Annotated in this window: 27 protein-coding genes; 11 read left to right on the top strand and 16 right to left on the bottom strand. The window is 54.3% G+C overall.

The window, feature by feature from the left end:
- Positions 1 to 74 precede the first annotated feature (74 nt).
- Both VMX96_02115 and VMX96_02120 read left to right on the top strand, forming a co-directional pair.
- Positions 75 to 392 (top strand): DUF4282 domain-containing protein, encoded by a 318-nt coding sequence (locus VMX96_02115; GenBank protein HUU62703.1) that lies wholly within the window; start codon positions 75 to 77, stop codon positions 390 to 392.
- A gap of 755 nt (positions 393 to 1,147) precedes the next feature.
- Positions 1,148 to 2,482 (top strand): DUF1015 domain-containing protein, encoded by a 1,335-nt coding sequence (locus VMX96_02120; GenBank protein HUU62704.1) that lies wholly within the window; start codon positions 1,148 to 1,150, stop codon positions 2,480 to 2,482.
- Positions 2,483 to 2,723: 241 nt separating this feature from the next.
- Here the strand turns inward: VMX96_02120 and VMX96_02125 are convergent, their stop codons facing one another.
- From VMX96_02125 to VMX96_02135, 3 genes are all read right to left on the bottom strand, one after another.
- Positions 2,724 to 3,782, bottom strand: a complete 1,059-nt coding sequence (locus VMX96_02125) for a hypothetical protein (protein ID HUU62705.1) — start codon at positions 3,780 to 3,782, stop codon at positions 2,724 to 2,726.
- Positions 3,783 to 3,970: 188 nt separating this feature from the next.
- Complete coding sequence (locus VMX96_02130) at positions 3,971 to 4,729, bottom strand: enoyl-CoA hydratase-related protein (GenBank protein HUU62706.1); 759 nt, start codon at positions 4,727 to 4,729, stop codon at positions 3,971 to 3,973.
- A gap of 118 nt (positions 4,730 to 4,847) precedes the next feature.
- Positions 4,848 to 5,981 carry a GuaB3 family IMP dehydrogenase-related protein gene (locus VMX96_02135; GenBank protein ID HUU62707.1) on the bottom strand — a complete coding sequence of 378 codons (1,134 nt, stop codon included), beginning with the start codon at positions 5,979 to 5,981 and terminating at the stop codon, positions 4,848 to 4,850.
- Between the two features lie 215 nt (positions 5,982 to 6,196).
- On the opposite strand from VMX96_02135, the gene VMX96_02140 reads away from it, so the two are divergent.
- From VMX96_02140 to VMX96_02160, 5 genes are all read left to right on the top strand, one after another.
- Positions 6,197 to 6,391: a hypothetical protein gene (locus tag VMX96_02140; protein HUU62708.1), complete on the top strand. Its 195-nt coding sequence runs from the start codon at positions 6,197 to 6,199 to the stop codon at positions 6,389 to 6,391.
- Positions 6,392 to 6,405: 14 nt separating this feature from the next.
- The gene (gene rsmI, locus VMX96_02145) at positions 6,406 to 7,218 is read left to right on the top strand and encodes a 16S rRNA (cytidine(1402)-2'-O)-methyltransferase (protein ID HUU62709.1); all 813 of its coding nucleotides are present in this window, start codon (positions 6,406 to 6,408) and stop codon (positions 7,216 to 7,218) included.
- A gap of 202 nt (positions 7,219 to 7,420) precedes the next feature.
- The gene (gene metG / locus VMX96_02150) at positions 7,421 to 9,094 is read left to right on the top strand and encodes a methionine--tRNA ligase (GenBank protein HUU62710.1); all 1,674 of its coding nucleotides are present in this window, start codon (positions 7,421 to 7,423) and stop codon (positions 9,092 to 9,094) included.
- On the top strand, positions 9,078 to 9,884 hold the full coding sequence (locus VMX96_02155; protein HUU62711.1) for a TatD family hydrolase: 807 nt from the start codon (positions 9,078 to 9,080) through the stop codon (positions 9,882 to 9,884). The genes metG and VMX96_02155 overlap by 17 nt, the downstream gene beginning before the upstream one ends.
- A gap of 14 nt (positions 9,885 to 9,898) precedes the next feature.
- A complete protein-coding gene (locus tag VMX96_02160; GenBank protein ID HUU62712.1) occupies positions 9,899 to 10,864 on the top strand; it encodes a polyprenyl synthetase family protein in 966 nt (321 codons plus the stop codon).
- Between the two features lie 30 nt (positions 10,865 to 10,894).
- Here VMX96_02160 and VMX96_02165 read toward each other — a convergent pair whose 3' ends face one another.
- The 13 genes from VMX96_02165 to ybeY form a co-directional block, all read right to left on the bottom strand.
- Entirely contained in the window at positions 10,895 to 11,167 is a 273-nt protein-coding gene (locus tag VMX96_02165; GenBank protein HUU62713.1) for a DUF3303 family protein, read from the bottom strand.
- A 17-nt stretch (positions 11,168 to 11,184) separates the two neighbouring features.
- Positions 11,185 to 11,991, bottom strand: a complete 807-nt coding sequence (recO, locus tag VMX96_02170) for a DNA repair protein RecO (protein ID HUU62714.1) — start codon at positions 11,989 to 11,991, stop codon at positions 11,185 to 11,187.
- An 8-nt stretch (positions 11,992 to 11,999) separates the two neighbouring features.
- On the bottom strand, positions 12,000 to 12,668 hold the full coding sequence (locus VMX96_02175; protein ID HUU62715.1) for a DNA alkylation repair protein: 669 nt from the start codon (positions 12,666 to 12,668) through the stop codon (positions 12,000 to 12,002).
- Between the two features lie 65 nt (positions 12,669 to 12,733).
- A complete protein-coding gene (locus tag VMX96_02180; GenBank protein ID HUU62716.1) occupies positions 12,734 to 13,333 on the bottom strand; it encodes an FKBP-type peptidyl-prolyl cis-trans isomerase in 600 nt (199 codons plus the stop codon).
- Positions 13,330 to 13,896 carry a hypothetical protein gene (locus tag VMX96_02185; GenBank protein ID HUU62717.1) on the bottom strand — a complete coding sequence of 189 codons (567 nt, stop codon included), beginning with the start codon at positions 13,894 to 13,896 and terminating at the stop codon, positions 13,330 to 13,332. Before VMX96_02185 ends, VMX96_02180 begins: the two co-directional genes overlap by 4 nt.
- A 167-nt stretch (positions 13,897 to 14,063) precedes the next feature.
- The gene (locus VMX96_02190; protein ID HUU62718.1) at positions 14,064 to 14,642 is read right to left on the bottom strand and encodes an isoprenylcysteine carboxylmethyltransferase family protein; all 579 of its coding nucleotides are present in this window, start codon (positions 14,640 to 14,642) and stop codon (positions 14,064 to 14,066) included.
- Between the two features lie 298 nt (positions 14,643 to 14,940).
- Positions 14,941 to 15,225, bottom strand: coding sequence for a hypothetical protein (locus VMX96_02195; GenBank protein ID HUU62719.1), 285 nt, complete (start codon positions 15,223 to 15,225; stop codon positions 14,941 to 14,943).
- Positions 15,226 to 15,480: 255 nt separating this feature from the next.
- Positions 15,481 to 16,125 carry a hypothetical protein gene (locus VMX96_02200; GenBank protein HUU62720.1) on the bottom strand — a complete coding sequence of 215 codons (645 nt, stop codon included), beginning with the start codon at positions 16,123 to 16,125 and terminating at the stop codon, positions 15,481 to 15,483.
- Positions 16,126 to 16,188: 63 nt separating this feature from the next.
- Positions 16,189 to 16,809: a recombination mediator RecR gene (gene recR, locus VMX96_02205; protein ID HUU62721.1), complete on the bottom strand. Its 621-nt coding sequence runs from the start codon at positions 16,807 to 16,809 to the stop codon at positions 16,189 to 16,191.
- A gap of 84 nt (positions 16,810 to 16,893) precedes the next feature.
- Positions 16,894 to 17,193 carry a YbaB/EbfC family nucleoid-associated protein gene (locus tag VMX96_02210; protein ID HUU62722.1) on the bottom strand — a complete coding sequence of 100 codons (300 nt, stop codon included), beginning with the start codon at positions 17,191 to 17,193 and terminating at the stop codon, positions 16,894 to 16,896.
- Positions 17,190 to 18,863 carry a DNA polymerase III subunit gamma/tau gene (dnaX, locus tag VMX96_02215; protein HUU62723.1) on the bottom strand — a complete coding sequence of 558 codons (1,674 nt, stop codon included), beginning with the start codon at positions 18,861 to 18,863 and terminating at the stop codon, positions 17,190 to 17,192. The genes VMX96_02210 and dnaX overlap by 4 nt, the downstream gene beginning before the upstream one ends.
- 62 nt (positions 18,864 to 18,925) lie before the next feature.
- Positions 18,926 to 19,903, bottom strand: coding sequence for a radical SAM protein (locus VMX96_02220; protein HUU62724.1), 978 nt, complete (start codon positions 19,901 to 19,903; stop codon positions 18,926 to 18,928).
- The gene (ybeY, locus tag VMX96_02225; GenBank protein ID HUU62725.1) at positions 19,887 to 20,375 is read right to left on the bottom strand and encodes an rRNA maturation RNase YbeY; all 489 of its coding nucleotides are present in this window, start codon (positions 20,373 to 20,375) and stop codon (positions 19,887 to 19,889) included. Before ybeY ends, VMX96_02220 begins: the two co-directional genes overlap by 17 nt.
- Positions 20,376 to 20,480: 105 nt before the next feature.
- On the opposite strand from ybeY, the gene pyrF reads away from it, so the two are divergent.
- From pyrF to VMX96_02245, 4 genes are all read left to right on the top strand, one after another.
- Positions 20,481 to 21,323: an orotidine-5'-phosphate decarboxylase gene (gene pyrF, locus VMX96_02230; GenBank protein ID HUU62726.1), complete on the top strand. Its 843-nt coding sequence runs from the start codon at positions 20,481 to 20,483 to the stop codon at positions 21,321 to 21,323.
- Positions 21,320 to 21,556, top strand: a complete 237-nt coding sequence (locus VMX96_02235) for a DUF951 domain-containing protein (GenBank protein HUU62727.1) — start codon at positions 21,320 to 21,322, stop codon at positions 21,554 to 21,556. The genes pyrF and VMX96_02235 overlap by 4 nt, the downstream gene beginning before the upstream one ends.
- A complete protein-coding gene (locus tag VMX96_02240) occupies positions 21,543 to 21,971 on the top strand; it encodes a thioesterase family protein (protein HUU62728.1) in 429 nt (142 codons plus the stop codon). Before VMX96_02235 ends, VMX96_02240 begins: the two co-directional genes overlap by 14 nt.
- A gap of 190 nt (positions 21,972 to 22,161) precedes the next feature.
- Positions 22,162 to 23,052, top strand: a complete 891-nt coding sequence (locus VMX96_02245) for a cysteine synthase family protein (GenBank protein ID HUU62729.1) — start codon at positions 22,162 to 22,164, stop codon at positions 23,050 to 23,052.
- Positions 23,053 to 23,726 lie beyond the last annotated feature (674 nt).

Genomic DNA, 23,726 nt, shown 5'->3' on the forward strand with positions numbered 1-23,726 from the left:
AGGGGGCTACCCGGCACTAAATATGCTCCTCTTGGAGAAGGGTAGTAGGATAATTAAAATAACAAGGGGGAAATATGGGAGATTTTTTAACGTTTCGCAGAATGATAACAACCATTATCATTCAGATTGTGTTCTGGCTAGGCCTTATCGGCATCATCGGGTGGGGGGTTTTTATAATTATTGATGCCAATGACTCGTACTATGGCTGGGAATGGGAGGGGGTGGTAGCAGGTGTGCTAACTTTAATTCTCGGCCCCATAATTTGGAGGGTGTACTGCGAGATTCTGATTCTGCTTTTCCGTATGAATGAAACCCTTACTGATATTAGGAAAATCCTTAAAAAACAAAGGAAGGAAGAGAAGCTGTCTATAGATGAGGAATCGTTTGAATAGATAATGGGTAGGTTGGAGCATCCGCTTCAGGCCACCCGTGGTTTTACCAGGCAACAGTTGTAAAAGGGGAATCTGGCGGGGGTTTGGGGGTGTCCCCCACTGGCGGGGGTCAGGGGTCATCATCCGGCTTGACCGGATGATCCATGAAGCATGCTGAGCCAATTTATGGATTGCCCGATCAAGTCGGGCAATGACAGGTACGGTGGAAGGCGGGCAGTGACAGGTATTACACGTGTAGGGTGATGATAGGTATGTTGGATTATGAAAAAGGGACAACATAACAAGAGGATAACACCCCGGGGTCATCATCCGGCTTGACCGGATGATCCAGGTAGGGTGTCACCCATCTATATCTTTTGAAAGTTAGCTATTAGTCTTGCTGAAAGGGGAGTCCAGAGGGGGATCTCCTCTGGCTGGGGTCTCCCCGATATATTGGGGCTGGCAATCCCCACGTAGCATGACAGAACGACACTGAGACCCGATACCCGCCGCGTGGCCTCGATCCGCCGGGTAGGCTGGCCAAGCCTGTTGCCCGACTTGATCGGGTAATCTAGCCAGCCTACCCATTGTCATGCTGAACTCGTTTCAGCATCTCGACCATGAGATTCCGAAACAAGTTCGGAATGACAGAGAACGTAGCTCCATTTTTCGTAGCAATGACGGGGAAAAGACGGTGAACGGTGAGGTGTCATTGATGTACCACATGAATACACCTCATTGACCTTTGCGGGCCAGCTTGTTATATTAAGGGAAGCGTGGCTGATGTCCAACCGTTTTACGGTCTTCGTTATAATCCCGAGCGGATCGGCGACCTTTCCGCGGTAATCACTCCCCCTTATGATGTGATCTCCACTGCGGAGCAGCTTATCTATTACCGCAGCAGCCCCTACAACGTGATCAGGCTTGAGTATGGAGAGGAGCGACCCGATGATTCGCCACAAGACAACAGATACACCAGGGCTGCCCTGACCCTGGAGCACTGGCTTAGCCAGGGCATGCTAACCCGTGAGCAGCGTCCCGCTTTCTATCTGGTGGAGCACCGCTTTACATATCAGGGTAGCACGAGGAGCCGCTTCAGCCTCCTCGCCAGGGTAAGGCTGGAGGCCCTTTCCGGCGACGGCGGCATTCGCCCCCACGAGATGACCATGAGGAAGCCGGGGGAGGACCGCCTCCGCCTGCTACAGTCATGCCGCGCCAACTTCAGCCCGGTAATGGGGCTGTTCCATCACCACGGAGAGGGGGTCCAGTCGCTATTCCCCGATGCGATGGACAGACCTGCCCTGAACGCGGTGGACCGCAACGGGGTTACCTACGCCATGTGGGTGATTACAGATGAAAAGGATACTGCCAGGGTATCCGACTTCTTTGCCAATAAGACCCTCTACATCGCCGATGGGCATCATCGCTATGAGACAGCCCTCGCCTACCAGAAGGAGCAGCGCTCCTTACGCACTGCCCATACCGGGGATGAAGCGTTCAACTTCGTGATGATGACGCTCACCTCCGCCGGCGACCCCAACCTCATCATGCTGCCCACCCACCGTCTGGTGCGCGGAATCAACCCAGAGAGGCTGGCCCAACTGAAGCGTGAGCGGAGCGCCTACTTCGATGAGGAGTTCCTCCCGCCTTCATCAATCCCATCCCAGACCCTGGAAGGCTGGATGCAAACCCTAAATGAGCAGCTGGTGACCGCGTTCGGACTCTATGGCCTTGACGGGGATCACCTGTGCCTGCTGCGGGCGAGACCGGGAATGATACCCACAATCCAGCCAGACGTACTGCAGCACCTGGATGTTAATGTCCTTCATCAGGTGGTTTTGCGCCAGATGCTGGGCATCGATAGCCCGGAGCGGGAGGAGGAATGCCTGGAGTATACCCGCGAAGGTTTGGAGGCCATCTCCCGGGTGGATGCCGGGGAGTATCAGCTAGCCATCCTGCTTAATCCCACCCCCATCTCCAGCATCATGGCGGTGGCTGACCAGGGGGTGAGGATGCCGCAAAAGTCCACCTACTTTCACCCCAAGACGCCCACCGGCCTGGTGATAAACCCACTGTGGGACGATTTATCACAATCCGCGGACCCAAAGTAGCACTATTGGAAGACGTAGAACTCTGTGGTGCTATTGCTATACGATGGCTGAGCCTAAACGCTGTTGGCCAATCACATGTATAATCTGAAAGACTGCTAAAATAGTCTCAATCAACCCCCTAATCCCCCAATCTTGGGGGACTCTTTAAAGCTGCCCCGATACATCGGGGAGACCCCCGGCCCCGATATAATCGGGGCACCTCTTTTTCAGCATTCTCTCTGAATATAGCTATACAGCTTTGTTATCCACATTGAGGCGGGGTATTTAAAAAGCTCTCTCTCATCTCCCGGGCGACCTCCTCGGGCAGGGTCTCGATAATCCAAATATCGTAGAAGCGCTCCATAGAACCAGCATCGCTGGTATAGAGCGGCCTAAAAACCGGCCTCGATATTATGCGGGCGCTCATGAGGAAATAATCAGGGCGCTCCGCAAGCGGTGCCGAATAGGTGATCAGGTTAAAGGAATTTATACCCATCGCCCTGTAGCAGCGCAGTATTTTCAAAATAGCGGCGGCGAAATCCCCGGTTTGCCCTTCATCCAGGTCCATCAGGTTTACGGCACGCTTTAATATCACCTGAACCTCGTTATTCCCCCTGGGAGCGAAGCTGGCTATTACCGCCAGGGAATCGTTTTCCCCGATATACCTCTCACCAATCTCCCGCTCAGCCCGGATCAATTCCTGCCAGTAGCTTGCTCCCTGCCGCTGCAGGTATTCCTCGCTTTTCACCATGAGCCTCTCCAGTTCCGGCGTGGGGGCACGATCCACCACTATCTGTACATGGGGGTGTATTATGCTCGCCCCGCTGGGCGGCAGGTGATTCCAGATCCACAGGGGGTATTTCGCCTCTGGGTCCTTTTGGTGCACCAGGGCAATGTATTCCTTCGATACAGTTAGGTTATCCACCAGCATCTCGGTGGTAAATTCGTCCAGCTCCAGGTAGTGCCTCCCCGTCAAGGTAGCCACGGCGTGGTATTCGGCAAAGGGGTATAGATTGGGAAAGAGCAGGCATTCCCCCCTCTCTATCCTGCCGCCCGGGAGCAGCCTTGACGGGAGTTTTGGCGTTCTCTGTCGTATGTTCTCGGCGCAAAAGAAACAGCCAGACCTTGTCCGCTCCACCATCTCCTTGACCACTAGCTCACCTTTCTGTGCCTGCTTCACCCTTCCCGCCCTGGTTACATTGATCCTGCTCTGTGAACCGGTCAAGGGGTCCTCCCGATACTCAATTGGCTGGATCTCGCTCTCAAATTGAAGCGCAGGGCTCAGAAGCTCCTGGCTCTTTACCTCTCTGCGAAACTGCATCGTGCAACCCCTCAGTGGTGAGAAATGGTTAGTTATTATAGCACATCGTAGCTCCCTTAAAGGGGGGTTACAATCAGATAGAGCGATTACTACTTTAATTGCGCTCAAGCCGACCCGCCGACCTCATGGGCCGAGGAGTCCCGGCCAGATATCCCTCTCCCAACAGGGACGGTGGGCGAGGCTATGAATTACCTGCCCTTCCACACTGGCGGTCTATTCTGGGCATAGGCTATCGCCCCCTCCATGAGGTCCTCACTGGTTAGGGCCGCGGCCATGATAGTGTCGGTGGCCGTTGCTTCCTCATCGGTGGGATAGATGTACCTGAATGCAGCCTCCTTGGTTAGCCTTATCGCCAGGGGGGCATTTTTACATAGACGTTCCGCCAGGGCGGTGGCGGCGGGCATAAGCTTATCGGCTGGAACGACCTTGTTAACGAGACCTACCTCGTACGCTCGCTGCGCGCTTATCGGGTCTCCGGTGAAGAGCATCTCCATTGCTATTGCCGTTGGTATATAGCGGGGGAGGTGAGCGCTACCGATGGCGGATGATCCGATCTGTACCTCAGTAATGGCGAAGCGGGCGTCCTCGCTGGCGATCCTCAGGTCGCATTCCATGGCTAGAAGCCAGCCTCCAGCATAGGCGGGACCGTTTACCGCAGCGATAATGGGTTTCCAGACCTTGAGAAGGCCGGGACATAGAGCGTTACGATTCTCCCCCGGCCTTATGAAGGATCCCTGCGCCGCCCGCTCTCTGAGATCGAGCCCGGCGCAGAAGGCCCTCCCTGCGCCGGTAAGGACGGCTACCCACAGGTCGTCATCATCCCGGAAGTCTATCCATGCCTTCTCCAGCTCGCCCAGCAGCTCGTAACTGAGGGCATTTCTCTTCTCGGGGCGGTTCAGGGTGAGATAGGCGATCCTTCCCTTCTTCTCATACAGAAGGACAGACATATCGACCTCCTTCGTGTGATGGTGATTGCAAAAATAGACTCGTTTGTGCGCCGCAGTTTGTGCTCTCTGTCGCCTTCCACCAGGCTGGTAGGGGTCTGTGGTTACCGGAAGGGTAGACCTACGGGAGTTGCCAGAACTTGCCCTCGGTCTTTATCGCCGGGGCGAGCACCATCTCGACGCGCTGCATCTCCTTGATGGACTGCGCACCACACATGCCCATGGCGGTGCGCAGTGCCCCGATGAAATTCTGTGTTCCGCCGGTAACCGAGGCCGGCCCGAGGAGTATCTGCTCCAGGCTACCCGAGGTGCCTACCCTGATCCTTGTCCCTCTGGGTAATGCCGGGTGGGGGTTAGCCATGCCCCAGTGGAAGCCTCGCCCCGGTGCCTCCTGGGCCTGAGCCAGGACCGAGCCCAGCATTACAGCATCGGCACCGGAGGCGAAGGCCTTACAGAGGTCGCCACCGGTGCGGATACCGCCATCGGTGATAACGGCAACATACCTACCGGTTTCCTTGAGATATTGCTCCCGTGCTGCGGCGCAGTCCATGGTCGCCGTTACCTGGGGGACGCCGACCCCCAGGACCTCCCTTGTGGTGCATGCTGCTCCGGGTCCCACGCCGACCAGGACGCCGGCGATTCCCTCCCTCATCAGGGCTAATGCTGCGCTGTAGCTGACGCAGTTGCCCACAATAATCGGTGCGGGCATTAGCTGGCAAAGCTCGGAGAAAACAAGCCCGTGATAGCTTTTTGAGAGGTGTCGAGTGGAGGTCACCGTGGACTGCACCACGAAGATATCCACCCCTGCCTCAGCGGCGACAGGGGCAAATTGCTTGGTGTTCTGGGGCGTCACTGAGGTGGCACAAATCGCTCCGGCGCGCTTAATCTCCTTTATTCGTTCGGCAACCAGGGTTTCCTTGATCGGCGCGGAGTAGACCTTTTGCAGGAAGGGGGTGACCTCGCCATCGGGGACGCTCGCCACCTCCGCCAACACCGCATCGGCATCCTCATAGCGGGTCTGTACCCCTTCCAGATTGAGCACCGCAAGACCGCCTAGCCTGCTCAGCAAAGCGGTAAAGCGGGCGTCCACCACAGCATCCATGGCGGAGGCGAGGATGGGGAGGGGAAAGGTAAGGTTCCCCATGATAAAATCTACGTTTACCTGTTCCGGGTTAATGGTAATATCCCCTGGGACCAGAGCCACTTCGTCAAAGCTGTAGCATCGCCTCATCTCTTTGAACTGGGGGACAGGCATAATCTATCCTCCTCGCCCTTGAATTATAATGGTAAAGGAAACTATATCAGAGGAGGAGGCCCAAAGTCAACGCTGATGAGCTCATTCGGATAGTGAGTGCACCCTGGATTATGAGAGGGTGGTAGAATAGAAATGCTATAAGAGTCCAATGGATGGACTAGGCAATGGTCGGTAAGCTATAATGGTTCACAAATACACAGAATGGATTAGTGACAATGGCAATCTATATTAAGACGTTGTCCTTCTCCACCAGAGGGGCGTTCAAGCCGGAGAGGGACGACAGCAGGGTAAACGATGCCCTCCAGCAACTTCAAAGCCAGGGAGCTAAAATCAGCGATGTTAGAGTGGCCTTCGGAGAAAGCTTGGTGATCTACCTGATCATATACGAAGCCACCAGCCCCATAATCTAGCCAGAGCTGGATTGATGCCGATCCTTTACATCGTAGCCACCCCGATAGGCAACCTGGAGGATATTTCCTTCCGTGCGCTGCGTGTCCTCCGAGAGGTGGCGCTCATTGCAGCGGAGGATACCCGTAAGACCAGGCGCCTCCTCACTGCCTATGGTATTAAAACCCCCTTAACCAGCTACCACGAGCACAGTAGAGAGGCCAAGCTATCCTACCTGCTAGGTCGTCTGGAGCAGGGGGATGTGGCACTGGTTTCTGAAGCGGGGATGCCCGGGATAAGCGACCCGGGCTATGAACTGGTGGTGTCAGCAATAGAGCGGGGCATCCCGGTTGTCCCCATACCTGGCCCCTCTGTTCTGGTCACCGCTCTCGCCGTCTCCGGGCTAAACGCCAGCGAGTTTATCTATGTCGGTTTCCTGCCCCGTAAGAAGGGTCAGCGGAGGAGGCTGCTGGAGCAGGTCGCCGATGAGGAGAGGACTATATTGGCTTTCGAGGCGCCTCACCGTGTCATAGCTGCTCTGGGGGATATCCTGGGTGTTCTGGGGGACCGCCGGATCGCTGTCTGCCGCGAGCTGACCAAGGTTCATGAGGAGATTTTTCGGGGGACTGTGAGCGCCGCCCTTTCCCATTTCCGCGAGCCGGTAGGTGAGTTCACCCTGGTGGTTGAAGGGAAGGCGAAAGGGGAGAAGGAAGTGAGTGCCTCCGCGGAAGAGGAGCTGTGCCGCTTATACCAAGAGGGCTTTTCGGCTAAGGACGCTGTCTCCCAGGTGGCAAAAGCTACAGGTATTGGAAAGAGAGAGCTCTACAGGCTCTGGATAAGACTGAGCTAGCCTTTACGGCGAGTATTGAGCTTGTTAAATAAACACAACCTTTCTCATTACAAGGAGTAATTAGGCCCATTGGAAAGCTTATCTTAATCCCAATAGTGGAGTCATCATCCGTTTATAATAGCGTTTTTTACCGCCTAGTGAGGGGAATTATTCAAGCCTTTACTTTGTGCAGCAGGCTCTGTTGTGATAAAATAAATCAGCTATGACTGAGCGCATCTTTATCGGGGTCGCCTGGCCCTATGCCAATGGGTCGCTTCACCTGGGACAGATCGCCGGTGCCTATTTGCCAGCGGATATATTTGCCCGCTACCATCGCCTCAAGGGCAACGATGTGCTCATGGTCTCCGGATCAGACCAGCATGGCACCCCTATTACAATACGCGCGGAGAAAGAGGGCAGGCCACCAAAAGAGATTGCTGACCGCTTTCACGAGGAATTTCTCGATTCGTGGCGGAAGCTGGGAATCTCTTTTGACCTTTTCACTACTACCGATACTCCCAACCATCAAAGGCTGGCCCAAGACCTATTTCTGACCCTTCAGGATAAGGGATATATCTATCGTGATACCATGACGCTACTCTACTGTTCTAGCTGCAGCAGGTTTCTGCCCGACCGCTATGTGGAGGGGACCTGCCCCTACTGCGGCTTTGAAGGGACAAGGGGAGACCAGTGCGATAAGTGCGGCAAGCCGCTGAACCCGGTGGACCTGCTCGATGCCTATTGCCGATTATGCACCTGCCCTCCGCAGGTCAGGGAGTCGGAGCACTTCTTCCTCCGCCTGAGCGCATTCAACGACCAGCTCACCGAATGGGTGAAAGGGCAGTCCCACTGGAAGCAGAATGTTAGTAATTTTACCATAAACTATTTAGCCGAGGGGCTGAAGGATAGGGCGATAACCAGGGATATTGAGTGGGGTATACCGGTGCCCGTTAATGGATTCGAGAACAAGCGACTCTATGTGTGGTTTGAGGCGGTGATCGGCTATCTCTCGGCGAGCGTGGAGTGGGCGGAGCGCCGTGGCGATGGGGATAGCTGGCGACAGTTCTGGCAGGGGGATGCCAGGTCCTATTACTTCATAGGTAAGGACAATATCATCTTTCACACCATTATCTGGCCGGCGGTGCTCCTGGGCTATGGAGGGCTCAACCTCCCTTACGATGTTCCTGCCAACGAGTTCCTCACCCTGGGGGGGCGGGCGCTCTCTACCAGCCGCAACTGGGCGGTCTGGCTACCCGATTATCTGGAGCGCTATGATCCCGATCCCTTACGCTACTTCCTGTCGGTGTGCATGCCCGAGGAGGGGGATAGCGATTTTTCATGGCGGGAGTTTGTGCGCCGCAATAACGATGAGCTGGTGGCTACCTATGGAAACCTGGTTCATCGGGTGCTTACTATGACCTATCGCAACTTCGGCGGCCAGGTGCCCGCGCCTGCTGAATTCGATGAGCGAAGCAACGCCATGGTTAAGAAGGCTGAAGATGCCCTCGACAGTATCGGCGGGTTGCTTGGGCGGTGTCACTTCAGGGAGGCGATTAGAATGGCGATGAGCCTGGCACAGGAAGCGAATCGCTACCTGGATGAGAAGGCTCCCTGGAAAAGGCTTGAGGATGAGCGTGAAGGAGCTGCCACCAGTTTATATGTGACCCTCTCTGTAATCTCGTGTCTCAAGACGCTTTTTTATCCCTTCTTGCCTTTTAGCTCGCAGGAATTGCATGAGCTTCTCGGCTTTGAAGGGAGGGTAGAGGATGGCGGCTGGTCGATAGACAGGTTGTCACCGGGCCAAAAGCTGGCTCCTCCCCAGCCCCTTTTTAGCAAGCTGGATGAGGAAATAGTGGCCGAGGAAGATGCCAGGCTGGAGCATGCCCGTGTTGGTTGATTCTCATACCCACATCGATATGCGCCTTTTCAATAAAGACCGCGACCGGGTGTTGGAGAGGGCCAGGGGTGCCGGGGTGGTGGCAATGGTCGATGTGGGCTGCGACCTCGACTCCAGCAGAGAGGCGGTAAGGCTGGCGGCGCTATACCCTGAGGTTTTCGCTGCCGTGGGGTTTCACCCCCATAGCGCTGCTAGGATGAGGGATGATGACCTGGAGAGGTTGTCTGAGCTGGCCCGGCAACCCAAGGTGGTAGCCATAGGGGAGATCGGGCTTGACTTTTATCGCAATCTATCGCCAAAGGAGATACAGATCGAGGCATTTAAAAAGCAGCTGGCATTAGCACGCGGGCTCAATTTGCCGGTGATCGTTCACTGCCGCGATGCTCAGGAGGAGGTGCTCGGCATACTCACCGGGTGGTCTAACGGCATAGGTGGGGTTGGTGGAGCGGATGGAATGACAGAATCTATAGGCGTGCTCCATTGCTTTAGCGGTGATAGCGAGCTTAGCCAGAGATATATTGAGATGGGATTCCTCCTTTCCATTGCAGGTCCCGTCACCTATCCCTCTTCCGGTGCCTTTGAGATTGCCCATCACATACCACTGGACAGGCTACTCATTGAGACCGATTGCCCCTATCTGGCTCCCCAGCCCTATCGGGGCAAGAGGAATGAGCCAGCGAATGTTTCTTTGGTCGCGGAGAAGATTAGCGAGGTCAGGGGAGTGCCCAGCGATGTGGTTGCGGAGCACACCACCGCGAACGCGTCCCGGCTCTTCCGGCTGCCCCTTTGAGTGAAAGGAGTTTTATGTCGGTAGCTTCTATTTACGAGTCGATTAATGAAGGCCTGGGGATGGTGGAGGAGAAGCTAAAAAGCTTTGCCCAGGTGGACCTCCCCTGGGTGGCGGATCCATTGGTCTATGTTCTGGAGAGCACGGGCAAACGGATACGGCCCGGGCTTACACTGCTTGCGGGCAGGTTTCATTACTACGACCTGGAGTCATTGGTACCCATGGCTGCGGCTATCGAGCTGTTCCATAATGCTACCCTGGTCCACGATGATGCGGTGGATAAGGCTTCGTTGCGGCGGGGCAAGACTGCAGTGAATAGCCTTTGGGGGGAGGGCGTCGCAGTGCTTTTAGGGGACTACCTTTTCTCCCTTGCTGCCGACCTGGTCTGCAGCATTGGTAACTTCAGGGTGATGAACCTTTTCGCCAAGACCCTGACCGAGATATCCAGCGGTCAGTTGAGAGAGACTTTTAACGCTTATAGCTGGCGCCAGGATCGCGAGGGCTATTATGAGCAGATATATAGCAAGACCGCTTCTCTCTTCGCCGCCGCTACCGGTACCGGGTCGGTGCTGAGCCAGGCCCCGGAGGAAGCGGTGACGGCGCTCACAAGCTACGGGAAGAATCTTGGCATGGCATTCCAGGTCATCGATGATATCCTGGACGTCATTGGCGATGAGGGGGAGATGGGAAAGCCGGTGGGCAGCGATCTCATACAGGGTACCCTGACACTGCCGATAATCCTGCTTATGGAGAAAAACCCCGATGGCAACCACCTGAGGGAGCTATTTGAAAAAAGTGAGGATCCGCCGGATGTCGCTCGGATTATTGAGATAGTGCGCAACTCGCCCATTATTGATGAGTGCTACCGGATCGCCGGAGGCTTCCTATCCCAGGCCTGCCGCGCCCTGGAGACGCTGCCGCAGAACTCCTGCAGCCGGTCTCTCCGTGAGTTAACGGACTACGTTATTGAGCGCAGGAGTTAGAACTTGCCGAGGGCCTTGATCTGTTAACCTCTACCCCTTGGGTACAAGCTTCAGTGCCTCTTCTACCTCCATCACCGGCACATTGTCAAACTTACCAAGGTCATCCCAGGCCATGATAGCGGCCAGCATAAGTTTAGGGTCGTCAGGTCCCTCAGTCAGAGTGAAATTTCGTCCACCTGTGAGATCGGTCCATTCGCCAATCAATTTCAGCCCTTGGGGGAGTCCTGTACCTATCTCCAGTCGCCTTTTAACGACCTCATCCCTTTTCTCCGGTTCATAAGTGAAAATACTCATCCACAGCATTTTACCCCTCCTTTTCTTTATGCTATATTCCCCTCGAGGCCTTCGGAGCCCCTATAGTACCGGGGCTGCTCCCTCCTTAGCCGGTCCAGCCACGCCACTGATTTCACCTCACGCTCCAGAACGTACCTGATGTAGTGGCGCATAAGGCTCTCCAGCTCCCGGGATAGGTCCTGGTTAATACTCAACCGGCTGGCTTTAGAGTAGTCACTTTCTTGCAGGAAGCGCATCACCTTGAGGCCGTTGAGGGAGATGGGATGGGACAGGGGCTCCTTCTCCCGGCATGCGGGGCAGAGCACACCGCCGCCGCTTGAGCTAAAGAAGTTACCTCTCGGCTCTAAGGACGATTTACAGCCCAGACAATGGTGAAGCTCGGGCTTATAGCCCAAATGGGTGAGGAGGTTTACCTCGAAGTAGCGCAGGGTCAGCTCCCCATTATCGGTCTCAGAGAGCCGGTGTAGAGTATCGAGTAGCAGCTTATAGAGCCGGTAGTTCTCCACGTTTTCTGCGGTGAACTGCGCCACCAGCTCGGCGGCATACAGGGCCAGGCTGGTGCGCCACAGGTCGCTCCTTAAGGGGAGGAAGCTTGAGATTGTCTCCGATTGGGTGATAATGTCCAGGTTCTGCCCCCGCGCCAGCATCAGGGAGCATTGAGTGAGCAGCTCGAGGTGACCGCCCATCTTGCTCTTGGGTCGGCGCACCCCCTTGGCGATGGCGCTGAATTTGCCCAGGTTGGGGGTATAGAGGGTGAGGATCTTGTCCGCCTCCCCCAGGTTCATGTGCTTTAAGACAATGGCTTCAGTTTTGTAGACCTTTGGCGCGGTCATTTCTGACCTTATAACCTTTTCTGAACCGACTCACTGGTTAATTCTCGAATGGCATCGGATGCAATCCACTTAGCACTTCTCGAATCCAAATTTTCAATTTCTTTGGAAGTCTCGATGGCCTTTCTATTCAAATTAGCGTTCCGTTTCCCGATCTGCCTGAGCGCCCAATTGACCGCTTTCTTGACAAAGTTACGATTGTCGGATGCCTCTCTCCTTATAATGGTAAGGAATACCTCGAATTGCTTGTCATCCGCTTTCTTGTCGCAGACAGCCAGGCGCGCCATCAGTACAAACCCTGCTCTTTTAACGAACTCTTCATCGCTTTCGCTCCACTCATCCGCTTTGCGGTAGGCCAATCCGGTCTTCTCGAATAGGTTTATGCAGCATTGGTCGCAAACGTCCCACGAATCGAAGTCTTTTACCCAGCTTTCCAGCTGTTCTTCGGTAGCTATCTTCGGGTCATCTATCATGCTGGCCAGTATCCGCGCTTCGTGGATACCTGAAGCCCAGAGTTCCTGAGCGAGAGAATGGTTTTTTCCCGTTTCCCTGGCTATCTTTCTCAGGTTCGGGATAGATATGCCGTAGGTGTTCTCCGGGTTGATCCCATACCGTGCCATGCCCTCCACCGCTTTGGGGTCGGATAGGGCTTTAAGCCTAGCTAGGATATCGCTTGTCATTCGAGGGTAATCCAAACATCCAGTGCTTCCAGGACTAGATCAGTATTGGCAGTTACGCGGATTATTTATGAAGAATTTAGTGTTGCTGTTGGTGTCGGCGTAGGCGTAGGCGTTGGAGAAGGTGTAGGTGTAGGTGTAGGTGTAGGTGGTGTTACTATCTCCACAAGCGTGATCTCAAAATTCAGGTCCTCCCCGGCCAACCGGTGGTTGGTATCTACGGTTACGCCTGCCTCGGATACATTAAGCACGGTAACTTGAATAGTTTGTCCGGAAGAAGTGTCATACAGGGTTAATTGTTCGCCGACCTCTGGCACATAGTCCCCCATCTGGCTCCAATCCAGCGTTATTACCAGATCTTCATCATACGGGCCGTATGCCTCATCCACAGGGATGTGGACGGTTACCGATTCGTTGATGCTCAGCCCGATAACCGCCTGCTCAAAGCTAGCGAGCATTTCGCCCTTGCCTATTGTGAAGTTCAGGGCTATGCCGCCGTGCAATTCGGAAGAGTCAAATACCGTGCCATCATCCAGTGTGCCTACGTAGAGAACCTTAACGAAATCACCTTCTTTTGCCGTTCCTTCCTCCGAAGAACAACCTGACATAAACACTGCGCCAACCAGTAGAACCATTACCATGAGAACCGACGAAAATCTTCTTGTCATCTTTCCTCCCTCAATGTAGTAAGATTCCTAGCATCATGGGATATGGGCAAAATAGAGGATACCATTATCTCACAAACGGGGTCTCCCTGCATCATGCTTCTCAGGATTCTCACCTCACCTCTTAGGCCACAGGCTGCCAACCACCCTTCGTGTCGGGCGCCGCAGGCGCATTCGTATGTTTTAGTGCCCCCAGCCTTACGGACCTCTTCAAACCCGTAACATTTTGTAGTGACGCCAATAAAAGAGTCCTCGCCGGTCACCTTGATTTCCCCTTCCAGCATAGGGGGCGGAAAGTAAACCTCGCAGGCAATCTTTTGAATATTGATGAAGTCCTCGGCAGTTTTAATCTCGCTGCTCTGCGTTGCCTCCAGCAGCCGCTTAATTTCTGTCCTACCTATAGATCTCACTGCATCCTTGTTTAGTTTATTGGCTACGTCAAATCCACATTCCAAACCAACTTTCAAATACCACCTTGCGTCATGCGAAGCCCAGTTATAACACAGGAGCTGTGCTTTCACTTCCGGGGTCAATCTCTCTCTCAACTTATCCGGTTCTATACCCATATAATCTCCCACCAGGTTTTTCCTATTCTCATTGAAATCTGATATTCAGGCGGGCATCAAATAGCAATAGTTCGCCTTTTCGCCCTGGATCAATCATGGTATTATAGCATTTCTATATTTTGCAGAGTGCGAGGCGTTTGATGAATGGGGTGAGCCTTCTATCACTTCTACCCTGATTTGGGGAGTCCTATCCATCTCGGGGTCCTATTCATATACTCGCGATAGGCATCGCCATACTTCTCGAGACAGAAGCGTTCTTCAGGAACTGCAGTAATAAACGAAATAATTGTATATATAATGGAAAACAGTAGAAAAACCCACGAAGCTGAAGCTATACCCACCCCTATAAAGGTTAAAACTTCGAAGAAAGACATAGGATGTCTTGAATAGCGATATATTCCTTTGGCAAAGGGTTCACCAAGTGGGGTAGTAGCAATATTCACGATAGATATCATAAACATAGTCAACCCTACTACGTAAATGGGAAGACCTATGTAAGACCATATTGTCCCTAATTTCAACGGCAGGAAAACAGAGTATATGAGGAGGAGAAGAAGAATTGCCATCGAAGAATAGAAGGTTCTTTTTTCAGTCTTGTTATGCGGTACGCTCGCCATTTTTTGGGACATACCTCCTGTCCCCACCGCTTTATCAATTAGCATCATTAAAAGAGGATGTAAAGGAATATAAAGCATAAAAATCCAGGCATTCCATACCCCTATCTCGAAAACCGGTATAAACGACATGATTTCCGTCCTTTCCGTATTATGGCAGTATTGGCATTACATCCTTCCGCGTGTTTACGAAGTGCGACCGGGCTGCCTCACCCCTTGGTGGCACTTGCTGTCAGCCACCGTCTGGCCAAGGGACAGCCCGCGGCGTAGAATAGACAGCTTAAACACTATATACGGCTGGTTCTGCACATGAGCTTCGAGTTATTCTCCATCTCATATTTACGGATTTAGCATCTCGGCTTGCCAGCCACCGCCTTACAATAATCCTTGATTTCTTTCAGGGAGAAGGCCGGTCTTGACCATAATCCTTTTACTTTTTCCCTAGTACGCCCTTGATAAGGTCGAGGACTCTTTTACTGAAAATCCCGTGCTCGTAATGAACCTCGCAGGGAAACTCGCCGCATCTTGTGCAGTGATCCACCTTATTCTTTATGGCACACTCGAGCATGAAGCAGGGTTGCCCCATTACTGCTTTGAACTTCTCCGCCTTCTCCGGAGCTTTGGGGTCGGTCCCCGGCACGCAACTGTCAACTGCACAAAACCCTTTCTCTCGAATCCCGCAGACTTCACAGGCTAATCCGCATGCGCTTGGCATTTCGCACCTCCTTTTTAGTTATATTCTATGTGTATTTAAACCTTTCCGCGGTTCCCTCTCATATCTGTTGGCGTCTTCTATATCCTCGAACACTCCGTGCTCAACCGGTTTCCTATCACTCATGGAGCGTCCTCCTTTCTCCACCCCGGGGCGCTCCCTGCATTACAGCGTTCCGCGTGTTTTTAAGGTGCGAGCATTTGGGTAAGTGAAGCAGAGCTAGATATACTCTGTTAGGCGGTACGGCATATCATTTTATCATATTGCGATTTTTAAATGCGTATTACATACTGGACACCTAAACATTTTCATATCTTGTTGAATATGGATATTATAGGATGAAGAGCAATTTTTACATGTTACTCCTATCCCAGTAGGTCTGTCTTTTGATTTGTCAGAAATCACCAAACCTGCTAATGCTCCTAAAGCTGCGCCCCCAGTTTTATCTTTTTCTGCTAATAATGCACCTATTCCTCCTGCTACTAGAAGTGTTGGCAATACATGAGAATCATCATAAGATTTAATAATTTCGCATATGTAAGCAAACCAAGCATCACTAGTATTAAATATTACGTAATGTCTCAGATAGGGTATCACAACAGAAATATTGCCGAGCTGTTGGTACGGTTCGAATATCCAAATATCCTTATTTTTTGCCACGCCTGTCTCCCAAACTACCCAATCTCTGGTACATGGTATATCCTGTACATTCTGGCTTAAAACTACGAATACTGCTTTTGAATTCTGAATATCTTTTTCTATTTCGGATGAGGTTCTTTTACCTTTAAGAATTTTTTCAAACTCTTCGAAGACAGGTTTTACATTCGTAGTTCCAAAAACATTCGAAAAGAAATCCCTTAAATCTTTATCTCTTCTACTATGAGCTATAAATATCTGTGCCATATTTAGTTACTCCGTTTTTCTTCTTTGTCTTCTAATGGCCAAACAAGCGAACGTGAAGCCCTATTAAATCTCCTGGCGGTTCTCCAGGGCGCGGGTGAGGGTGACCTCGTCGGCATACTCCAAATCGGCGCCGAAGGGTAGCCCGCGGGCGAGGCGGGTGACCCTAATTCCCAGCGGGCTGATGAGCCGCTGCAGGTACATGGAGGTGGCCTCCCCCTCGAGGTTGGGGTTGGTGGCCAGGATGACCTCGGTCACCACGCCGTCCTGGAGCCGTGATAGAAGCTCCCTGATCTTGAGGTCATCGGGTCCGATGCCTTCCATAGGAGAGATGACCCCATGGAGTACATGGTAAAGCCCTTTATATTCCCTGGTGCGCTCCAGTGGGAGGATGTCCAGGGGTTCGGCCACGACGCATATCTTGGTGAGGTCCCGCCCGTCCCCGCGGCAGATGATACAGGGGTCGGCATCGGTGATGTTCTGGCAGGTGGAGCACAGGACGATCTTGTCCTTTACCGCGAGGATAGCCTCGGCGAGGGCGCGTGCCTCCTCGTGGGGCATGCGAATCAGGAAGTAGGTGAGCCGCTGGGCGGTCTTGGGGCCGATGCCCGGCAGCTTGTGGAACTCCTCGATGAGGCGGGCTACCGGCTGGGCGGTGGGCACAGAATGGGTATTCAAATCAGCCATCCCTTTTTCGCCCCATCGACATGCTGGGGTAGATAGGACATAGATCTGGATATGTGTTCATCCAGCCCAACTTTTTAGTGTGTTTTAGGTCAGGCCGGGGATATTAAGACCGCCGGTCAGGGCACCGAGGCGGCTTGCGGCAAGCTCCTTCGCTTTCTTAACCGCCTCGTTCATCGCGGTGAGCACCAGGTCCTCCAGCATCTCTGTATCATCCGCCGCCTCGGGCGAGATCTTCACCGACTGGACCAGTTGCTGCCCGGTCATCACCACCGTTACCGCGCCGCCGCCCGAGCTGGCTTCCACCGTTTCCTTTTCCAGCTCCTGCTGGATCTTCTCCAGTTTTTCCTGAAACTGGCGGGCCTGACGCATTATAATTTTATTCATTCCTCCTCCTCAACGATTTTAGCTCCCATCTGAAGCGCCGCCTCAACCAGGTGTCCCCGGCTTGTTGCCTTTCGCTCGGTGAGCATGCAGCGAATCTTGTAATTTTTCCCGAATACCTCGCTCACCTTCGCTTCCACCATATGGCGATACTTGGGGTCTTCGATCTTCTCCTTATGGAACTCGTAATAAAAACCCAGAACCAGGGTTTCCCCCTCCAGGGCCACTGGCTCGCAGGCGCTTCTTAAGAGGGCATCCAGGTTTCCCTTTGAGCCCATGCCCTTCGTGGCACTGACCACGTCCTTCCAGCGGTTGCGGAAGTATTCGATATCGCTTTTTTCGAACTTCTGGGGCGTTGCCGGCTTCTCCCCGGTCAGCTCCGGGGCGCCTGCGGGTTCCCCCTCCGTTTTCTCGGGATTTGCGGGGGTTGCCGGCTTCTCCCCGGTCGGCTCCGGGGTGCCTGCGGGTTCCCCCTCCGTTTTCTCGGGCTTTGTGGGGGTTGCCGGCCTCTCCCCGATTATTGCCCGTTTTTCGCTTGTTACTGGGGTCGCCGCTCCTCCCTGGGTCAGGGCGCACTCCACCATTGCCAGCTCCAGTGGAAGGGGCGAAAAGCCATCGAGCTCCAGTTCCACCTGGCGAAATAGCTTCGCCGCTTTGGAGAGCTGTGCCATGGGGGCTCTCTCCGCCAGGCTCCTCATCTCCAAGAGCTCCTCCGGGGGCAGGTCGATGGCTGCTCCAGCCCCTGCCTTTACAAGGAGCAGCCCTCTGAGATACTCCACCAGCTCCCGGTTGAATTGCCTGAGGTCGAGGCCGTCCTGGGTAACGCTGTTTATGGTTTGAAGCCCGGCGGTGATATCATTATCGACGATGTGTCCTGCCAGTTCCCTGGCTCGCACGTCCCCGCTGATACCCAGCATCGCCTGAACCTGATGGAGTTCGATCCGGGAACCATAATGGGCAACCGATTGCTCCAGAAGGTTTTCGGCGTCTCGCATCGAGCCGGTTGCGCTCCTGGCGATGAGCTTTAGCGATGAATCATCGATCTGGATGCCTTCCCCGGCGCAGACGACGGCGAGCCTGGAGACCATGGCATCCTGGGGGATACGCCTGAAATCGAAGCGCTGGCACCGGGAGAGGATGGTGAGCGGCACCTTGTGCGGCTCGGTGGTTGCCAGCACGAACAGGACATGGGGCGGCGGCTCCTCCAGTGTTTTGAGCAGGGCGTTGGCGGCGGGCTCGGTGAGCATATGGACCTCGTCGATGATATAGACCTTGTATCTTGCTATATTGGGGGTGTACCTGACCCGCTCCCTGAGCTCGCGGATCTCATCGATGCCGCGGTTTGAGGCGGCATCGATCTCCATTACATCCATGGCGCGCCCCTCAGTGATCGTCTGGCATATGGTGCAGGCGTTACAGGGCTCGCCTTTGCCGCCCTCGAGGCAGTTTGCCGCCTTGGCCAGGATGCGACCGGTGCTGGTCTTTCCCGTCCCGCGAGGGCCGCAGAAGAGATAGGCATGGGCCACCCGTCCCGCCTTGAGTGCGTTCAAGAGGGTCTGGGTCACGTGGTCCTGTCCCACTAGCTCGGCCAGGGTCTGGGGGCGCCACTTGCGATAATATACCTGCGCTCCCATCCTTTCGCCGTTTTCGACCTTACCTCGCTTTTTCGCCATTTGCAACCTTTATACTACGTCCGCATCGATCGCCTGTTTATGTCCTTACTCAATTATCGCCTTTACAGTCCACTGTATACCGGATATTTCTCGCCGCTCTCCCTGGTGTCGGAGATCAGGCTGTCCACTGCCTTGAGCATACGCTCCCTGTCCAGTGAAGGCTTGCCGTCTATCCCCCACATGTATCGGTTGGCGATATGGTCGCTTACCACAAAATCGGATGATACCTCTAGCTCCTCTATCAGCAGGCGCACCTCCCGGAGCAGGCCCTCAACGGTTTGCCGGCTGAACTCTTCCCGCTCGTACCTTTCGGCGAGGGGGGTGCCGGGAATAACGAACAGGGTGCGCAGGCGGATGAAGTGCGGATTTATAGCATTCAGTACGCGGGCGGTGCCGCGGGCATGCTGCTCCCACTTCTCCTGACCACCGAGGCCGGGCATAATGTACTCGGAGAGCTCAAATCCGGCCTGGAGAGCCTTCTGACCGCCCAGTATCATCTCATCGGGGGTTGCTCCCTTCTGGATTATACTTAGCAACTCCCCGTCGCCGGTCTCCAGCCCCACGTGGAGCCGGTTAAGCCCGGCCTCTCGCAGCATCTTGAGGTCCTCCATGCTTTTCTTGACCAGTGTTTTGGCGCGGGCGTAGCTGGTAACCCTTTCCAGGGTGGGGAAGGTCTGGTAGAGAAAGCTGACGATCTCGGCCAGCTCCTCCGATTTCATGATGATGCTGTTGGAGTCGGCGATGAAGGCGTGCCTTACCTCCCCATCATTTAGCCAGTATAACCCGTTGGCCCTGGCCACCATATCCACGCGGTCACCGTGTCCGTTCCTCCATGCCCGTTCCTTTATCTCATCGGTAACTATCTTCATGGTGCGGATGTCATTCTTGACATCATCCACTGGCCTCAGCTCCAGCTTGGCCCCCTTATACATGCTGCAAAATTCGCACCTGTTCCAGGAGCAGTTTCTGGTAGCCCTGACCAGGAGGCTGTGGGCTTCCGTGGGTGGCCTGTAGGGTGGCTGCTCATAATAGAGGTTCATCGCTGATTTCTCCCAGTACCCTTTTCTCCGCAGCCCTCATCCTGGCTTCAGCCGCTGCATCCTCATCCTGGTATCCCAGGAGATGGAGCACGCCATGGATCACCAGCAGCGCCAGTTCCTGCTCCAGGGAGTGTTTACGCTCTCTGGCCTGGATTGCCGCCCGAGGATAGGAGAGGAGCACCTCGCCAAGGTGAGTGGTGCCATCGGGAGGTGACACAAATGGGGTTTCCGCCTCGCCCTGGCGGTTTTCCATGAGGGCGAAGGAGAGCACATCGGTGGTCTCATCCTTCCCCCGGTAGCTTCGATTGAGCTGCCGTATGGTCTCATCGTCGGTGATAACCAGCCCCAACTCCACCGGAGAGTCCACCTCTTCCTGGATAAGGGTCTTTTCCACCACACGCCTGATCCACTCCTCAGCCACCTGTCCCTGGAAAGGCTCATCGATCTTTACATAAAGCTTGCATCCGGACATAGGGACACTACCGCTCCCTGTCGGAATCATAGCACAGCGGGGGCAATTCTTCAATATATTGCTCTTGACGTCAGCCTGACGGGGCGGTATTATCCTTCTGGGATGATGGGCTTCTTGGAGAAGCTGCTTGAGGCTGCCCGTACCAACGGGAGCCTGCTTTGCGTTGGGCTCGACCCCGATCCGGAGCTGATGCCAGCCGGGATGGGCGTACTGGAATTCAATCGCGCTATCGTTGATGCCACCTCAGACCTGGTATGCGCCTACAAGCCCAACCTCGCCTTCTACGAGGCACTGGGTACTGAAGGGCTCAGGGCGCTGGAGAAGACCGTTACCTATATACCTGATACAATCCCGGTTATCGGGGATGCCAAGCGGGGCGATATCGGCAGCACCGCGCGGGCCTATGCCCGGGCGCTCTTTGAAACCCTCGGCTTCGATGCCGCCACGGTGAACCCCTATATGGGCTATGACTCCCTGGAGCCATTTATTGAGTACAGAGAAAAGGGGGTGTTCATCCTATGCCGCACCTCCAATGCAGGCTCGGTCGATTTCCAGGACCTGGTGCTTTCCGGCAAGTCGGCGGGGGTGGAAGGGGGCGAGAGACCACTGTTCGAGGTGGTGGCACTGCGGGCCAGGGAGTGGAACGCCCTGGGCAATGTGGGGCTGGTGGTGGGCTCTACCTACCCCCAGGAACTGAGGAGAGTGCGCCAGCTCTGCCCCCAGATGCCGCTGCTGATTCCGGGCATCGGTGCTCAGGGTGGCGACCCGGCCAGCGCAGTTCGCTATGGGGTGGATGCCCGGGGGGAAAAGGCTATAATCAGCTCCTCGCGTCAGATCATCTATGCTTACCTGGGGGAGGGTGGAAAGGGCGGAGATTTCGCTGCAGCCGCCCGTGGCGCCGCGCTCAAGCTGCGCGATGAGATTAACCGTTACCGGGGGCATACCTGAAGATGGAGATAAATGTTGGCGATGTGGTGCGCCTGAAGAAGAAGCACCCCTGCGGCAGCGACCAGTGGCAGGTGGTCAGGGTGGGTGCTGATATCGGGGTCAGGTGTCAGAAGTGCCACCGACGCGTGCTTCTGGCGCGGGGCGTTTTCGAGCGCCGGGTGAGGGCTGTGCTACCGGAAGGCGGGGGTGCGGCTCATCAAGATACACCGGGGGTTCGATATGTCTCGAATTAAAATAGACTTGCCGGAGCTGTTTGATTTCGATACTGAGGTACGGGTGAGTATAAACGACATCAACGCCGGTGGACATCTGGGGAACCACTCTTTAGTCGCAATATTGAATGAAGCTCACCTGAGGTTTTTAGAGGCCAAGGGTTTTCCCGAGCCGGTGATCGACGGCCTCGCTTTCATCAATTCCGATCTGGCCATCGTTTACCGGTCGCAGGCATTTCACCGCGATGTTCTGAGGATCGAGGTCGCCGTTGCCAATTTCCATAAGTATGGCTGCGATATAGTATACCGGGTTACCAACAATCAGACCGGGAAGCAGGTAGCTGTGGCCAAGACAGGGATGTTGTTTTTCGATTACCAGAGGAATAAGATCGCCGAGGTTCCCGCAAGATTCAAGTCGGTCTTTGAGTCCAGTTAGCACGTCTCATTTTTTGTAAAAAATGGTGAGAATGCACGTCAGCTTGCCGGTGGGATGAGTCGCAGGGCGGGTGGCAGGCAGCGTATTTGGGAGCTCTAGAGCGAATTAGATCTATGAATGTGCGAGAATTTGCGACACGGATGCCCCCCAGCAAGCTGGGGGGTAATTCAACTAAAGGAAGAGGGTTGATATGGAAGACACAGGGTACAGTGTGCTGGACGCTATCGGGAATACGCCTCTGGTCAGGATAAAGAATGTATATGCCAAGCTGGAGAGCGTCAATCCAAGCGGTAGCATTAAGGACCGCGTCGCGCTGGAGATAATCGAGGCGGCCGAGAGGTCGGGGGAGCTGAAGCGGGGCTACACCATCGTCGAGGCCTCAAGCGGCAACACCGGCATCTCGCTATCCATGGTGGCCATGGCAAAGGGTTATCGCATGGTGGTGGTCATGCCGGAGAATATGAGCGAGGAGCGCAAGCAGATGATGCTGGCATTTGGCGCCGAGCTGGTGCTCACCTCCAGGAGCGGCAGCCTGAGGGAGGCTATCGAGCGGGCGGAGGAGATCGCCACGAAGACGAGGCACTTCATAGCCCGGCAGTTCAGCAACCCGAACAATATAAAAGCGCAGGAGAAGACCGGTGAGGAGATACTGCAGCAGATCGGGCCGGTGGACGCCATCGTAGCCGGAGTCGGCACCGGCGGCACGCTCATGGGCTTATCCAACGTCATAAGGAGAGAAAACCCGGATGTCAAGGTCATTGCCGTGGAGCCTGAGGAGGCGTCCGTCATGTTCGGCGGTAGCGACGTCCGTATCGAGGAGCACCAGATTCAGGGCATAGGCGATGGCTTCATCCCCAAGATCGTCGACATGAGCAGGGTGGATAACGTCTACACCGTAGGCAGCAAGGAGGCGGTGGACATGGCCCGCAGTTTGTGCCACAAGCACGGGCTCATGGTGGGCATAAGCTCCGGCGCCAATATGCTGGTGGCGCTGAGGGTAGCGAAGAAATACGACAAGGTCGTTACCGTCCTGCCGGACAGGGGCGAGCGCTACCTGAGCATGGACCTGTTCAAGTATTAGGCTGAGTGGAACCTGATTGATAGTGAGGAGCAACCTGTATTACATGGTGGCACCAAGTAGCGCTGCGTCTCATTCTGTCATATAAATTTATCGACCTTGTATCCGGGCGTACCGCATAGTATCAGCGGGTGACATACAATTTGTCGGCAAAATGTCGGTAAAAGCACGCTAGCCTGTGGGGACTATATAGGGCTTGGGCATAAAGGTTATGAGAGAGGGGCCACCCGTTCCCAGGTAGCCCCTTTTAATACGCCTAGAGGGCTAATTACTACGTTACCCTTCCTCCTTTTCCAGTTGCTTCGTTACCCCCTTGGCAAGTTTGACATTGTGTGTATCAGTTCTTCCTCTGTGTAGCCAGCGCCGGCTCCCTCCACTTCTTCCGCCGGCTGTTTCCTACGCGCAGTTGGAATATTCAACTCTCTATGGCAGCCACATTGGATACATACCAAATACCAGCCGTATGAATCATTTTCGATAAAGACGTTACCTCCGCAGCGAATGCATCCTTTAAGTCTCCACGTTTGCATAGTATGCCTCCTTACCCTGAGCGATTTTTGAGAAGCAGGTCAACCTCACATAACTTATATTATCTTTATTTATATACATTATACTATATTAAAATTAAGCATAATTATATTATATTATAGTTTATACCATAATTATGACAGTTTGTC

It is taken from the genome of Dehalococcoidia bacterium (assembly GCA_035528575.1).
Taxonomy (GTDB): domain Bacteria; phylum Chloroflexota; class Dehalococcoidia; order E44-bin15; family E44-bin15; genus DATKYK01.